At 45.6% G+C, this 14,135-nt stretch carries 12 protein-coding genes; 8 read left to right on the top strand and 4 right to left on the bottom strand.

What is annotated here, in order from left to right; all coding sequences use genetic code 11:
• Positions 1 to 149: 149 nt before the first annotated feature.
• The 4 genes from IT393_02310 (at position 150) to IT393_02295 (ending at position 3,133) form a co-directional block, all read left to right on the top strand.
• Positions 150 to 344 carry a hypothetical protein gene (locus IT393_02310; GenBank protein ID MCC7201483.1) on the top strand — a complete coding sequence of 65 codons (195 nt, stop codon included), beginning with the start codon at positions 150 to 152 and terminating at the stop codon, positions 342 to 344.
• Positions 345 to 508: 164 nt separating this feature from the next.
• On the top strand, positions 509 to 1,396 hold the full coding sequence (locus IT393_02305; GenBank protein ID MCC7201482.1) for a hypothetical protein: 888 nt from the start codon (positions 509 to 511) through the stop codon (positions 1,394 to 1,396).
• Between the two features lie 93 nt (positions 1,397 to 1,489).
• Positions 1,490 to 2,266 carry a tRNA pseudouridine(38-40) synthase TruA gene (truA, locus tag IT393_02300; protein MCC7201481.1) on the top strand — a complete coding sequence of 259 codons (777 nt, stop codon included), beginning with the start codon at positions 1,490 to 1,492 and terminating at the stop codon, positions 2,264 to 2,266.
• A 45-nt stretch (positions 2,267 to 2,311) separates the two neighbouring features.
• Entirely contained in the window at positions 2,312 to 3,133 is an 822-nt protein-coding gene (locus IT393_02295; protein ID MCC7201480.1) for a hypothetical protein, read from the top strand.
• Between the two features lie 53 nt (positions 3,134 to 3,186).
• Here IT393_02295 and IT393_02290 read toward each other — a convergent pair whose 3' ends face one another.
• Positions 3,187 to 5,148: a hypothetical protein gene (locus IT393_02290; GenBank protein MCC7201479.1), complete on the bottom strand. Its 1,962-nt coding sequence runs from the start codon at positions 5,146 to 5,148 to the stop codon at positions 3,187 to 3,189.
• Positions 5,149 to 5,213: 65 nt separating this feature from the next.
• Here IT393_02290 and IT393_02285 point away from each other — a divergent pair, with 65 nt between their 5' ends.
• The 3 genes from IT393_02285 to IT393_02275 all read left to right on the top strand — a co-directional run bounded on the left by IT393_02285 (position 5,214) and on the right by IT393_02275 (position 7,698).
• Positions 5,214 to 6,593: a TrpB-like pyridoxal phosphate-dependent enzyme gene (locus tag IT393_02285; GenBank protein MCC7201478.1), complete on the top strand. Its 1,380-nt coding sequence runs from the start codon at positions 5,214 to 5,216 to the stop codon at positions 6,591 to 6,593.
• A gap of 82 nt (positions 6,594 to 6,675) precedes the next feature.
• Positions 6,676 to 7,038, top strand: a complete 363-nt coding sequence (locus IT393_02280; GenBank protein ID MCC7201477.1) for a response regulator — start codon at positions 6,676 to 6,678, stop codon at positions 7,036 to 7,038.
• Between the two features lie 42 nt (positions 7,039 to 7,080).
• The gene (locus IT393_02275; protein ID MCC7201476.1) at positions 7,081 to 7,698 is read left to right on the top strand and encodes a YceI family protein; all 618 of its coding nucleotides are present in this window, start codon (positions 7,081 to 7,083) and stop codon (positions 7,696 to 7,698) included.
• Here IT393_02275 and IT393_02270 read toward each other — a convergent pair.
• The gene (locus tag IT393_02270; protein MCC7201475.1) at positions 7,676 to 8,551 is read right to left on the bottom strand and encodes a M23 family metallopeptidase; all 876 of its coding nucleotides are present in this window, start codon (positions 8,549 to 8,551) and stop codon (positions 7,676 to 7,678) included. The genes IT393_02275 and IT393_02270 overlap by 23 nt on opposite strands.
• Before the next feature lie 60 nt (positions 8,552 to 8,611).
• On the opposite strand from IT393_02270, the gene IT393_02265 reads away from it, so the two are divergent.
• Positions 8,612 to 10,432 carry a SulP family inorganic anion transporter gene (locus IT393_02265; GenBank protein ID MCC7201474.1) on the top strand — a complete coding sequence of 607 codons (1,821 nt, stop codon included), beginning with the start codon at positions 8,612 to 8,614 and terminating at the stop codon, positions 10,430 to 10,432.
• 5 nt (positions 10,433 to 10,437) lie between these two features.
• On the opposite strand, the gene glgP is transcribed toward IT393_02265, so the two are convergent.
• A complete protein-coding gene (gene glgP, locus IT393_02260; protein MCC7201473.1) occupies positions 10,438 to 13,008 on the bottom strand; it encodes an alpha-glucan family phosphorylase in 2,571 nt (856 codons plus the stop codon).
• A gap of 27 nt (positions 13,009 to 13,035) precedes the next feature.
• Positions 13,036 to 13,887, bottom strand: a complete 852-nt coding sequence (locus IT393_02255) for a deoxyribonuclease IV (GenBank protein MCC7201472.1) — start codon at positions 13,885 to 13,887, stop codon at positions 13,036 to 13,038.
• Positions 13,888 to 14,135 lie beyond the last annotated feature (248 nt).

Here is a 14,135-nt window from a genome sequence, read left to right as displayed (position 1 = left end):
TACTTCTCACCATACTGCTCTTCTTTATTGTTCTCCGACATGATTGATCCCCCCTTTGTTATCTCCAGGATCATCATGTCATATCAGGTAAATCAGGGGAAGATGGGGTTAATTAAACGCTTACGAAGAAAGGGGATTATGCGACGGCCGTGGCCTATTATTATATTTCTGATACTGGGGAGAACGAAGCCAGGATAAAGGATATGGAATCCCGTTTGGAGAAGGAGAACGAGAAAAAAGAGCAAGAGACACAGCGAACGATTAAGGAAATGATGAAAGACGAAAACAAACAAAAAGAGTTTAAGAAGGGACAAGAAGAACTGGAAAAAGAGCTTGGCTTTTAGTTCAACGTTACCATCCACTGAGGAAAGCATGACTTAACAAATCTTTGTAAATCTGCCAGTAAAGAATCTCAGTAAGGCCATAGATTCCTTTCTAACGCCCAAATAACCGCACGGCTGAGTTTTATATCAGTAGCTTCTTTCCTGCTATAATAATCAACAGGAACATGACAGCAAGAACCCTTTTATTATTCCTCATATTATCTTTTCCCATAACTGCCCACACAGTTGAGTTTGAAATCATAAAGACATATGAGGTTACCATAAAATACGAAAAGGGGTTGAGTGGTGTTGCTCATGAGATTGCCGGTTTAATCCCGTCTTTAAAGGACGAGGTTCAAAAGAGGACCGGACTGCCCATTAATTTTTCTTTTGAGATCATAATTTATAAACACCGGGAAACCTTCAGGAGTTTGGTGAAGAATGATATGATTGCTGCATTTGCGATACCCGGACAGGATCTCATAGTCTTAGACTACTCACAATTTCGATATGACCCACTCACCCTCAAACTGATTATTATGCATGAGATGTGTCACCTGCTTCTCCATAAGAATATAGCAGGGAATAATCTTCCACGGTGGTTTGATGAGGGTGTATCGCAATGGGTGAGTGGGGGCATCAATGAAGTAGTCTACCCCAGATCCACTGATGTCTTAAAAATGGCCTTTATAAACGGTACGTTATTGCCCTTTTCAACTATATCCGAAACCCTTCCGTCTGATCCTGCTGACCTTATATTGTCTTACGAACAGGGCAAGAGCATGGTGGATTACATTGAGCAAAGATATGGCATGGATTCAATAAAAGGGATTATTTCAAGACTTAGCAGTGGTGCTGGTTTCTATGATGCGGTAAGAGATGAATCCGGCGCAGACTTTACAGAGATAGAGTATAAATGGAAGAGGGATAAGGGGAAACACCAGTACACTTGGTTTGCCTATATCTCTGACCACATCTATCTGATACTGTTTTTCATCGCCGCATTTTTGACTATATATGGATTTATCCGGCTCAGAAAGAAAATGAGGGATTATCAGGATGAAGAGATGTAGAACTTTTATCTGTTAAATCACAGGAGCAACAAGTTTTTAAGACCTTGTTAAACCTATACACAAAAGCTATAATCATAATTTTGGAAATAAACTATGAGCCGGTTTAAACTATATATTGAATACGAAGGCACCCGCTTCAGGGGATGGCAGATTCAGAAGAACGCCCGATCTGTTCAGGGTGAAATCAGCTTTGCTCTTAAAAAGATATTTTATCCTATGGAGTTTGATTTCCAGGGCTCCGGCAGGACAGATGCAGGGGTTCATGCGCTAAGACAGGTTGCTCATCTGGAGCTTAAAACCAAACTCCCTGTAGATATTATCAGGATGAAACTTAACGATGAATTGCCTGCTGATATAAATATTCTTGGAATCGAGAAGGCGCCCCAGAGTTTTCATGCGAGGCATGATGCGGTTTCAAGGAGTTATGTTTATCAGATATCCCGCAGGAGAACCGCCTTTGGAAAGAAGTATGTCTGGTGGATAAAAGACAAACTCGATATTGAAAAGATGAAACAGGTGGCAGGGCTGTTTATTGGGATGAAGGACTTTCAGTCATTTACAGATGACGACCCTGAAGAGAAATCAACCAGGGTCAAGGTCGAGGAAATTCAGATTAAGGAATACGGGGATTTAATTTTAATACGAATTACAGGTTCTCATTTTATCTGGAAGATGGTTAGAAGAATAGTTGGAGTGCTTGCTGAGGTTGGCAGGGGAAAACTTTCCCCGGGAAAAGTTGAGGAGTTTATAAAAACAAAATCAGGTGAGCCGGCCAGGCTCACTGCCCCTCCCTCAGGATTATTTCTTGAGCACGTTTATTATAAAGATGATAAGAAGATGCCTGAACTTACACCTTTGATTAAAATATAAGACAATATGCCATTTTTATGTGAGCACTTAATTGAGAGGAATTAAATGAAAAAGTTTGAAGTTTGCATCAGAGGGGGTAATTTCCTGATAAAGACTAATAATAAAATCAAAAAGAACGGTTTTCTTGCCGCTAGGTTCGTAGAGGCGGAAGATATGTCAGGCGCACTTGCTATTGTTATGAATGGAATCAAGTCTGAACTTAAGGATATGGTGACAAATGATGAGTCTGATCCTCCCAGGGTAGCGGTGGAAGATATCTATGAGGTCTACTTTTTCGGGGATAGCATCGAGTGGGAGAAAAAGAAATTACCCCCGTCAGGTTTTGTCTGGGATGAACCTCTGGTCAGCGAGGCAGCAAGTTCCCCAGCAACCCCTGCGGAGGGGACACAGGCAAGTCAGGTAAGTCCATTGGATCTGAAATGGCCGACTTTGTGGGAGAGTATCAGGAAAAAGGACATCCATATCCACTCTATTTTTATCCACTTTACTAACTCCCTGTATCCGGTTGCAATACTTTTCATGTTTTTGTATCTCTTGTTTGACAATGCCTCATTCAACCGGACCTATTTCTACATCATGCTGCTGGCGACATTCAGTGTGCCGGTTTCCTATCTGACAGGGATACTTGAGTGGAGGAAGAGATTCAAAGGCATCATGATACCGATATTCGCCGCCAAGATCAAATATGGTCCGTTGGTATTTATTATCGGGGGATTGGTCACCCTTTGGTACTACCTCTCCCCTGGTATACTGGAACGGGGAGATATCCTGACCGTGATCTATGTATTGCTCAATATATCCATCCTGCTGCCGCTGATCTATCTGGGTCATCTCGGTTCTGTAATTGTATATGAGGGGCTTGATTAAAAAGAGGCTCATAATAGAGGAAATGGGGACAGCGGCTTTTTTCTGATAAATAGTCACAATCCCTGCTTAAAAAAATCTCTTATCTCGTCTGCAGTATGCACAATATCCATTTCCGGAAGAGAGGAAATGATCATCTTGCCGTAGGAATTCCTGATAACCCGGGTGTCCAGTATGGCAACAACCCCCCTGTCGCTTGTCCCCCTGATGAGTCTCCCGAAGCCCTGGCGCAGCAGCAGTATTGCTGAGGGTAGGGCGAGGTTTGAGAACCAGCGCTCACCGAGCCTCTTGCACCGCTCTTCATAAACCGGGTCTCCCGGGGAGCGGAATGGCAGCTTGACTATGATTACGAGGCTCAGCTTCTCTCCCCGTATGTCAATCCCCTGCCAGAAGGTTGTTGTTGCAAGAAGAACTGGATTATCAGTATCTTTAAACCACTTGATTAGTTTTGACGGGGGCATCTCTCCCTGTGATCTGAATGGATATTCAGTGTTAATGTTTTCCGAGACATAGCGCAGATGATTGTATGATGTGAACAGAACGAGTGCCCTTCCCCTTGAGTTGTTAATCAGCCCTTCTATCACAGCGACCGATTTCTGATTGAATGTCTCACTGTTTTCCCGTGCAGGAGACGGCAGATCTTTGTCAATGTAGAGGAGAGCCTGCTTATGATAATTGAAGGGCGAATCTATCACACGTTCTTCAAAGTCTTTGATGCCGAGCCGCTCTTTCAGGAAGTCAAAGCTGTTACTGACCGAGAGTGTGGCAGAGGTCAGGACTACACCCCCATAACCCTTTACAAGGGCGTTAAAAGGGCTCATGACCTCGACCATATCACTTCTTAGTTCCATAAATCCCTTATTCCATGTCATGTAATAAACCTTGTCACTGTCTTCCTGCTCAATAAAATCTCTGATATCCTTTGAGACAGCCCTGACATAGTTTATGGTTGTTTCAATACGGTCTGCCAGTTCAGAGGGTCCTGCATTGAATAGCTCTGGCGTGGTATGACGCTGTGGTTCGCCATAAACAGTTGAGGCTTCTTTTTTGATGGACTCCAGCCTCACTATTGCTGAATCAAGGGAGAGTAGTCCGTGAAGATTACGCAGTCCATCTATAATCGTATCAGGGGCCGGGTAAATACACTGAGTCTGTGATTTCCTTCTACCCTGAGGAGAGACGCTTCCCCTGAAAAAAGACTCTGTGGGTCCGAAGAGTTCGTCAACATAAATCCTGAGCCCCCTCAACCTGTGAAGTATCCATGATATCCTTGAATAGCTTATAGTGCTTCCCAGGACAGCGGACATCACGTTTTCCATCTGATGTGCCTCATCAATGATTAAACGGCTGTGAAAAGGGAGCAGGTTGAATTCAGACATGAGATCATATACGAGCAGATGATGATTGATCACGAGGATGTCCGCGTTATGCAATTGCCTGTAATGGCGGTAATAAAAACACTCTTCGTAAAAGGGACACATTTTTCCGCTGCAATCGTCTGGGTCAGCGGAGACACTCCCCCAGAAGTCAGGTATAAAGTGGAGTTCGTCCTTATCACCTGTTTTTGTAGAGTCGCACCATTTTTTAAATTTTCTGTAGGCGTCTCCTGTATCAGCATACTCCCTGTCCCTTTTCAGGCAGAGGTAGTTATTCTTGCCCTTTAGAAGGGCAAAAGTAAAAGCATAAGGAAGATTTTCATGAAGAAAGACGAGGTCCTTTTTAACGAGTTGCTCCTGCAGGGCTATTGATGCCGTTGAGATAACAGTCTTTTCCTGAGAGAGTATAGCCGGGATGAGATAGGCAAATGATTTTCCCACGCCTGTGCCTGCCTCGATGAGGAGCTTCTTCTTATCCTGGAGGCATGAGAAGACTTCCTCAGCCATTTTATATTGCTGCTGCCTGTCTTCATAGTCAGGCAGAGTTTTCTTTAAGAGGTCAAAAGCCAACTGCAGTTCTTCTTTATTTGTACCGGACATTACAAGCCTCACTCTTACCCTCTCACTTAATGAGAGGCACATTAATTTTATGTCTTATTGACCATCATTGCAATATAAGGTATAAAAAATAATCAGTCATTATTGACATGGAGGTAAATATTGTGAACGAGACCAAAATATTCCTGTCTGAAGATGAGATGCCTACCCATTGGTACAATATCCTTGCTGATTTTCCAAAACCCTTGCCGCCGGTGCTTCATCCGGGAACAGGGAAGCCAATTGGACCTGATGATTTAGCCCCTCTCTTTCCAATGGAGTTGATTCTGCAGGAGGTAAGTCAGGAGCGCTTCATAGAGATACCGCAGGAAGTAAGGGATGTATACAGACTGTGGCGCCCCACCCCCCTTGTACGGGCGAGGCGTTGGGAAAAGGCCCTTGGAACACCGGCTAAAATCTACTACAAGTGGGAAGGGGTCAGCCCTGCCGGAAGCCACAAGCCTAATACTGCCGTTGCCCAGGCGTATTATAACAAAAAGGCCGGCATTACAAGGCTTACAACGGAGACAGGGGCAGGTCAGTGGGGGAGTGCGCTTGCCTTTGCCTGCAATCTGTTTGGAATAGAATGCAAGGTCTATATGGTTCGCGTGAGCTATGACCAGAAACCCTATCGCCGCATCATGATGGAAGCGTGGGGAGCAAAGTGTATCCCAAGTCCCAGCAATCATACCTCTGCGGGGAGAAATGTCCTGGAAAGAGATCCTGATTCCCCTGGCTCACTCGGAATTGCAATCAGCGAGGCGGTTGAAGAGGCGGCAAAGCGGGAAGACACTAAATATTCGCTTGGCAGTGTGTTAAACCATGTGATGCTTCACCAGACGGTTATCGGCCTTGAGTCAATCAGGCAGTTTGAAAAGGCCGGCGAATACCCTGATGTTGTCATAGGCTGTGCCGGAGGCGGGTCCAATTTTGCAGGATTTGCGATTCCCTTTGTCAGAGACAAGATTGTTGACGGAAGGAAGGTAAAGGTGATCGCCGTTGAACCTACGGCATGTCCTTCCCTGACCAAAGGCCTCTACAGATATGATTTCGGGGATACTGCATGCACTACACCATTGATCAAGATGTATACCCTTGGACACGATTTTATGCCAGCCCCGATCCATGCCGGAGGTCTTCGGTATCATGGCATGGCCCCGATAGTTTGCCATATGTATGACCTGGGCCTGATCGAGGCAAGGGCCTACCATCAGAATCCTGTTTTTGAAGCTGCCCTCAGTTTTACGAAGGCTGAGGGGCACCTTCCGGCACCTGAAACTGCGCATGCTGTCAGGGCCGCTATGGATGAGGCACTGAAATGTAAAGAGACAGGAGAGCCCAGGGTTATAGCATTCAACGCAAGCGGACATGGGCACTTTGACCTGACATCATATCAGAAGTATATGGCTGGTGAGTTGAAGGATTTTGAATATCCTGAGGACGAGCTCAAACGGTCGCTCAGAAATCTTCCTAAAACGGGTAATGAGTAATCAGGTTTTTCTAATATTCCTTTAATGTTTAACCCCGTATACTGGCTGTCCATAGACAATCTGTTGTATATGGAGGTGACTTATGAATATCCTGTTAGTGGAAGATGAGCAAAATCTTGCATCAACCCTGAAAGAAGGATTGGAGAAGGACGGTCACGTAGTTGACATTGCAGATGACGGGATAGAGGGCGTATCCAGGGCAGAACAATACCCAAATGATGTCATAATTATGGATGTAATCCTCCCTGTTATAGACGGTTTGACTACCCTGAGCACCCTGAGGGGAAAGGGGATTACAACCCCTGTGATCCTGCTTACAGCCAAAGATGCGGTAGTTGATCAGATTAAAAGGACAGATACCGCTGCCATTGATTTGCCTGCCGGCCAGCTTGTCCTGGGCCAGATTGTTTCAAAGATTCGTTTACTCCTTCGCACATTGCAATAGATCCTGTTTTCTGATACATTCCTTCTTAAGGAGGAAATACTCATGAAAATATCAAGGTTATATCTGGTTTCCCTGTCAATCATCTGTGCGGTTCTGTTCTCAGGCGCCGGAACAGGCCGGGCGGAGATGGCCCGGTACAATGTTGACCAGGATCATTCGACGATCGAATTCAGCGTCGCCCACATGGTTATATCAAAGACTACAGGACGCTTTACAGGCTATAAAGGTTTTATAGATATGGACCCGGATGCCGCAAAGATAAAGGCAATAGAGGCTGTGATTAATACTGCCTCTGTCAATACGAATAATGAAAAGCGCGACAGCCACCTCAAAGATGCCGATTTCTTTAATGTTGAGAAATATCCGACCATGACATACAAGATGAAATACACCCGCAAGGAGGGTGACAAGTACATTGTTATAGGGGATCTGACGCTTCTCGGTGTCACAAAAGAGATTACCCTTACAGGAAAGTTTAACGGAATAATGGCAGACCCATGGGGAAATACTCGCGCTGGATTTACTGCAGAGGGAAAACTGAACAGAAAAGATTTCGGGATGAACTGGAACAAGGTACTCGATAGCGGTGGACTGGTTGTAAGCGATGAAGTCTCCATCAAGCTGGAGATGGAATGCATTAAGGAGAAGACAGCCGGATAAGTGATGCGGGGTTTGTCCTTGCACCATTAAGCCTGACCCCCCAGTGAAGATGCGGTCCGGTTGCTCGGCCGGTTTTGCCGACCTTTGCGATGGCATCCCCCTTCTTTACCGGATCGCCCTCTTTCACCAGAATGTCCGAGAGATGGAAGTACATTGTGAAGAGGCCGAGGCCATGGTCAATTACGAGGGACTTTCCGCTGAAGAACTGGTCATCAATAAATGCAATCCTGCCGCTGTTTGATGCCAGAACAGGAGCACCTTCAGGTGCGTCAACATCCACTCCGGTGTGAGGGCTTTTCTTCTCACCATTTATAACCCTCCTTAGACCGAAATTATCAGACATGTTTCCTGCTACTGGCTGCAGAAAGTCGCCATCCCACAAAGGTTCTCCGGTAAGTCTTATCCAAACCTTTCCAAGCTTCTCCTTCTCGATTTCGACTTTTTTCAGGGTTTGCCCGTCCAGCGTTACTTTTTCAGACGGTAGTGTCAGTTCTTGTATCCTAAAGTTGGCTGGAATGACCCGGATGCGCTGCTTCGTCGTGGTTTCTTTACCCTCTTTGTCCCTTATGAAAAGCGTCAGGGTGTAGCGATCAGGTTTTGTCTCCATATCAATGCCGATCAAAGCTTTGTAATTATTGCCTGAGGAATCCCTGTAGAAATAGACAGGCTGACTGAACATTTTACCGGATATCCCGCTAACCCCGCCATTTGTCTCTACATTTACAAGGAGTATCTCACCCTGTTTTATACTATGCGAAGACATGGATACTCTTGCAGGAGGTTTTGCATAAAGGAACTGGGGATATGCAAAAGAGTGTAAGGCAATTATGCAGAAGAGGATATATTTATTCATGGAGAGAGCGTCAGGTCTTGCATTATAGCATTACGATGCTATAATGCAAGACCTGACCCCATGAAACAAAGACTCCTGATGCATCGGCTGTTCCGGCTTGTCCCGGCGCTTGATTCCCTCCGCAGGTACACCCCCCATTTATTTTACAGGGATCTCATGGCAGGACTGACTGTTGCTGCAGTTGCTATACCTCAGGCAATGGCCTATGCTGCGATTGCCGGCCTTCCTGTTAAGTATGGCCTCTACACGGCTATTGTGATGACTGCCGTGGGCGCCTTGTTTGACTCATCTAAACATCTTATTAACGGCCCTACTAACGCAATTTCCATTGCATTGCTCAGTGCCCTTGGCCCTTTTGCAGAATCTGACAAGGTTGCAATGGCAGTGCTTCTGGCCCTTTTTATAGGACTGATACAAACGGGTATCACCCTGTTCAAACTTGGCGACCTTTCAAGGTATATCTCACATTCAGTGATTGTCGGATTTACAGCAGGGGCGGCAGTCCTGCTTGTCCTTGACCAGCTCAAAAACCTTTTTGGATTCAGAGGGATTGGTGGACACGAAGACCATTTTATCAGGAGGTTCTATCTGACGATGACTGACGGCGGGCCGGTTCACGGATGGACGATGATGCTTGGATTCGGAACTATTGTACTTGTCCTTTGCCTCAGATGGCTTGGTAAACGCATACGGATTCAGATACCTGAATTCATGATTGCAATTATTATTACCGCCGCAATTGTATGGGGATTTGATCTTGCAAAGGTTAGTATTGGCAGTGTGACTTTTAAAAATGGCGTTGCTGTTGTCGGCGAGGTTCCGCGTGCGCTGCCTTCATTCACCATCCCTTCAGGAGACTGGAACCAGGTACGTGAACTCTCAGGGAGCGCGCTGGCAATTGCAATACTTGGCCTGCTGGAGGCGATTGCAATGGCAAAGGCCATAGCCTCGAATACAGGGCAGAAACTGGATATTAATCAGCAGTGCCTTAGTGAAGGACTGGCTAATCTGACCGGCAGTTTTTTTCAGTGTTTTCCGGGGTCCGGGTCACTCACAAGGTCGGCCATAAATCATCATGCCGGCGCTGCAACGCAGTGGTCAGGTGTATTTTCTGCCATAGCAGTGGCGGTCTTTGTCCTGCTGTTTGCACCGCTGGCGCGTTATATACCGCGTGCTGCACTGGCAGGTATACTCATAGTTTCAGCCTGGCGTATGCTGGATTATGAAAAGCTTAAGTATTATATAAGAACAACACGGTTTGATGCAGGTATTGTTCTGGCTACAGCTTTTTCTGCAGTGGCCATATCAGTGGAGTTCTGTGTAATGATAGGCACATTCCTGTCATTCATCTTTTATGTGCCGCGTGCTGCAATGATGCATCTTACAGAACTGACAATTACCTCTGACAGGATGATTAGAGACAGGATGCGCGGGGATCCGCCATGCAACCGCATGTTGATCTATGATATGGAGGGCGAATTGTTTTTTGGTTCAGCGCAGAATCTTGAGAAGTCTTTGCTGAGGATTGAACACCGTGCAGCTGAGGGAATCCGGATTGTTGTTCTGAGGTTGAAAAGGGTGCGCAATCCCGATGCTGTTTGCCTGAGCCTGCTTGAAGACTTTCTTAAGCGCATGGAGAATAATGGCGTTATAGTATTGCTGTGCGGGGTAAGGCAGGACATGTACAGGGTTCTTGACAACATAGGGCTTGTAAAACGTCTTGGCCCGAACCGTATCTATACTGAAAGTGACGCTGTCTGGTCAAGCACACTTGCTGCTGTACGGGATGCCCACAATATGCTTGGCGATGACCTGTGTTCTCACTGTCCTGTTGCGAAGAGGAAGGCGAGTGATGCTGAAAAATGGCATTATATTATATGAAATGATTACAACTTCTTCAACTCCACGTATGTAGTACGTATCGGTCCAAACTCATATTTATTGCCGAGATCAGGGTGTGTTGGCACAACATGGAAGAAAAAACCGTATCCCTCCCTGTCATCCGGCGTGGCAGTCGCAGCATAGCTGTAGAAGCCTTCCCATATCTCTCCAAGTCTTCTCATGGGAGTCATCCCCATGGAATGAAACTGTCCATTCTTGTCCATTATGCCCCTGCATATCTCTACAGTAACATCTCCCGGAGATATCGGTCCAAGATCAGTAGTTATGACAACCTCAAAATCGGGAAGGATATTTCCTGAATCATCTTTCAGGTTTTCACCCTTTTCAATGGAGACAATCTTTATATATTCCCAGTTTTTCTTCATCCAGGCCTTCCAGTCAGCAAGCTCCCTTGCTTTGGCAAAATTACCCTGCCTTATCCTGTCGCCGCGCTCAAACGCAGGTATATACATGGTCCTGATGTAATCCCTTACCATCCTCGCGGTGCTGAATTCAGGCGTTGTGGTACGTATGGATTCCTTAACTACACTGAGCCACTGCTCCGGTATCCCCTTCTCGTTCCTGCAGAAATACAGCGGCACTATTTCCTGTTCCAATTTGTCGTAAATATCTTCGCTGTCTATCTTGTCCTGCAATTCCTCGTTATCATAATTATTGTCACCGCCTATGGGCCATCCGTTCTTTCCGTTGTAGCCCTCGACCCACCATCCGTCCAGCACACTGAAATTGATCGTGCCGTTTATACCTGCCTTCTGGCCGCTGGTGCCACTTGCCTCGTAAGGCCTCCTCGGGGTATTAAACCATATGTCTACGCCGGCAACCAGATGCCGTGCAAGATGCATATCATATCCTTCAATCATGAATATTTTGCCAATAAAATCCTTCATCTGCGAGATTTCATAGACCCGTTTTATAAACTCCTGCCCCGGTTTATCTGCAGGATGCGCTTTTCCGGCAAACAGCATCTGCACCGGCCTGTTCTTGTCATTTAAAATTTTCTTAAGCCTGTTGAGGTCCCGGAAAATCAGGGTTGCACGCTTGTAGGTGGCAAACCGTCTTGCAAACCCTATGGTCAGAGCCTCAGGATTCAGGTTGATCTCTGCTGTTTTCCCTTTTTTGTCACCTTCAGAGAATCTCTTTGCCTGTTGCGTCAGCACGTGCTGGAGTGACTTGATCATCTGTGATTTCATCTCCCTGCGGACCTGCCAGAGCTCTTCATCCGGTATGTCAAACACCTTCTTCCAGATATCAGGCTCAAGGAGATGTTGCTGCCAGTTATCATCCACATATTTATTAAACAGATTTCTTACTCCCGGATCTATCCATGTCATAGTGTGTACGCCGTTTGTTATATGACGGATAGGTATCTCTCCGAGAGGCACACCATACCACACATCATTCCAGATAGTTCTTGAAACCTGCCCGTGCAGCTTGCTGACTCCGTTGCTCTGGGCGGAAAGATGGAATGCAAGAATGGTAAGGCTGAAGAGATCAGAGCCTCCGCCCGTGGGCCTAAGACCAAAACGCATGAATTCATGAGACTTGACATCGAATTTCTCAATATATTTCTTGAAATATTTTTCAATCATCATCAGTGAAAATGCATCATTTCCGGCAGGCACCGGCGTATGGGTAGTAAAAATTGTGTTGCTCTTTACCGCTTCCAGCGCCTCGGCATAGGTAAGTCCTTCCTCCCTTGTGAGTCTCAGCACCCGTTCAAGCCCAAGAAATACTGAATGCCCCTCATTCATGTGCCATACATTAGGGCGCATTCCTATTGCCTCAAGCACCTTTACCCCTCCGATACCGAGCAGAATTTCCTGTGATATCCTGACCTCATGGTCTCCTCCATACAGGTTGTATGTCAGCCTCCTGTCATCAGGGTTGTTCTCTTCGATATCTGAGTCCAGTAGGAAGAGGTTTATCCGTCCGACCTCGGCCTTCCAGACCTTTGCCCTCAATGTCCTGCCAGGCAGTTCAACACCGATAATGATGTCATTGCCTGCCAGATTCTTTACAGGTCTGACAGGCATGTCCATAAAATCATATGGTTCATAGAGTGCCACCTGCTCACCCTTCTTATTGATCTGCTGTCTGAAGTATCCCTGCCTGTACAGAAGACCTACTGCTACAAAAGGGAGTCCAAGGTCGCTTGCGGCCTTGCAGTGGTCGCCGGCAAGGACGCCAAGACCCCCTGAATATACAGGCAAAGATTCGTGAAGGCCGAATTCTGCCGAGAAGTATGCAATCAGCATCTTATTGTGATTCGGATACGTCCTGGAAAACCATGTCTCTTTTGGATTGCAGTAATCCTGAAATTCAGAGTATATTTTGCTGTAAAGTTTAAGTACTTCCTCAGTTGAGACAGCTTCAGCAAGAGCCTCCCTGCTGAGTTGCCTGATAAATGTGACAGGATTTCTTGCAACCGTCTTCCAGAGTGTCTTATCAATAGCCTCGAATATCTCCTGGGCATGAGGATTCCATGACCACCAGAGATTATAGGCAAGCCGGCTCAATTTATTAAGTATCGTTACAGGTGTTTCAGCGCTCGACATAAAATCAGGCCCTCCAGTGAGACGGTATTATAGCACAATCAGTTTACGCAGATATTTAAGATTTATCCTGTCTTCCCTCATGTCAGGTCCCTTTGGTGTCTCAATTATCCTGACAATGTTATTGAATCTCCTGTCATTCATTATAAGGCGGAAGCACTCTGAACCTATGAATCCCTTTCCAATATGTTCATGCCTGTCAACGCGGCTTCCCAGCCCCTTTTTTGAATCATTTAAATGGATGCAAACAAGCCTGTCAAGCCCGATAATCTTATTAAATGCATCTATTACTTCGTTGTAACCTTCCTGAGTCCTGACATCATAGCCTGCGGCAAATATGTGGCATGTGTCAATGCATGCCTTTATCCTGTCAGTGTTTCTAACTCCATCAATAATACGGTTTAAGTGTTCGAACCGGTAACCTATGTTGGTTCCCTGACCTGCTGTGGTTTCTAATGCGATATCTACTCCCCATTCTTCAGTTTTGTCACATATTATATCGAGAGAGTTGATTATATTCTTTATCCCGGCATCTTCCCCTCTGTCCAGATGAGCCCCCGGGTGTATAATAATGTGTTGAATCCCGAGAATTCTGCACCTGTCCATTTCGCTTATTAACGCATTTACCGACCTTTCCCTGAGTTCAGGACTGCCTGATGCAAGGTTTATCAGGTATGAATCGTGAGCTATTACCTGTTTTATACTGCTTTTGTCCCGCAGAGACTTAAACCTTTCAATCTCATCTTGAGCAAACGGTCTTCCGGTCCACTGATTTGAATTTTTGGTGAATATCTGTATTGCAGAGCAGGATAGAGATGCCCCCCGCTCAATTGCCTTGTCAACTCCGCCTGCAATTGACATGTGTGCGCCAAGCATCATCAAACGATTATAACTCAGATTGCTGAAAAAGTGCTATAAACCAGCTATTGACATTATCGCTTGAATTTTACTATAGTATTATCATTGAAATTGATAACCATTTTCAACTTATCACTTAACTATGAGCCTGTCCGAGTAATAATTACTTCACCTAAGACAACAAAATCCATATAATAGACGACATGAAAACATACCGCACATATGAACCGAACCAATTATTGTTGATACCGCCATCGTTGAGGGAGTGGTTG

It is taken from the genome of Nitrospirota bacterium, assembly GCA_020851375.1.
GTDB lineage: Bacteria > Nitrospirota > 9FT-COMBO-42-15 > HDB-SIOI813 > HDB-SIOI813 > RBG-16-43-11.
The sequence above is the reverse complement of the archived record's forward strand: the minus strand, read 5'-3'. Positions and strand labels throughout refer to the sequence as shown.

Coding starts and splice junctions, on each gene's coding strand:
- IT393_02305 (MCC7201482.1), top strand. CDS start 509: ATGACAGCAAGAACCCTTTTATTATTCCTCATATTATCTTTTCCCATA.
- truA (MCC7201481.1), top strand. CDS start 1,490: ATGAGCCGGTTTAAACTATATATTGAATACGAAGGCACCCGCTTCAGG.
- IT393_02295 (MCC7201480.1), top strand. CDS start 2,312: ATGAAAAAGTTTGAAGTTTGCATCAGAGGGGGTAATTTCCTGATAAAG.
- IT393_02290 (MCC7201479.1), bottom strand. CDS start 5,148: ATGTGCCTCTCATTAAGTGAGAGGGTAAGAGTGAGGCTTGTAATGTCC.
- IT393_02285 (MCC7201478.1), top strand. CDS start 5,214: ATGGAGGTAAATATTGTGAACGAGACCAAAATATTCCTGTCTGAAGAT.
- IT393_02280 (MCC7201477.1), top strand. CDS start 6,676: ATGAATATCCTGTTAGTGGAAGATGAGCAAAATCTTGCATCAACCCTG.
- IT393_02275 (MCC7201476.1), top strand. CDS start 7,081: ATGAAAATATCAAGGTTATATCTGGTTTCCCTGTCAATCATCTGTGCG.
- IT393_02270 (MCC7201475.1), bottom strand. CDS start 8,551: ATGAATAAATATATCCTCTTCTGCATAATTGCCTTACACTCTTTTGCA.
- IT393_02265 (MCC7201474.1), top strand. CDS start 8,612: ATGAAACAAAGACTCCTGATGCATCGGCTGTTCCGGCTTGTCCCGGCG.
- glgP (MCC7201473.1), bottom strand. CDS start 13,008: ATGTCGAGCGCTGAAACACCTGTAACGATACTTAATAAATTGAGCCGG.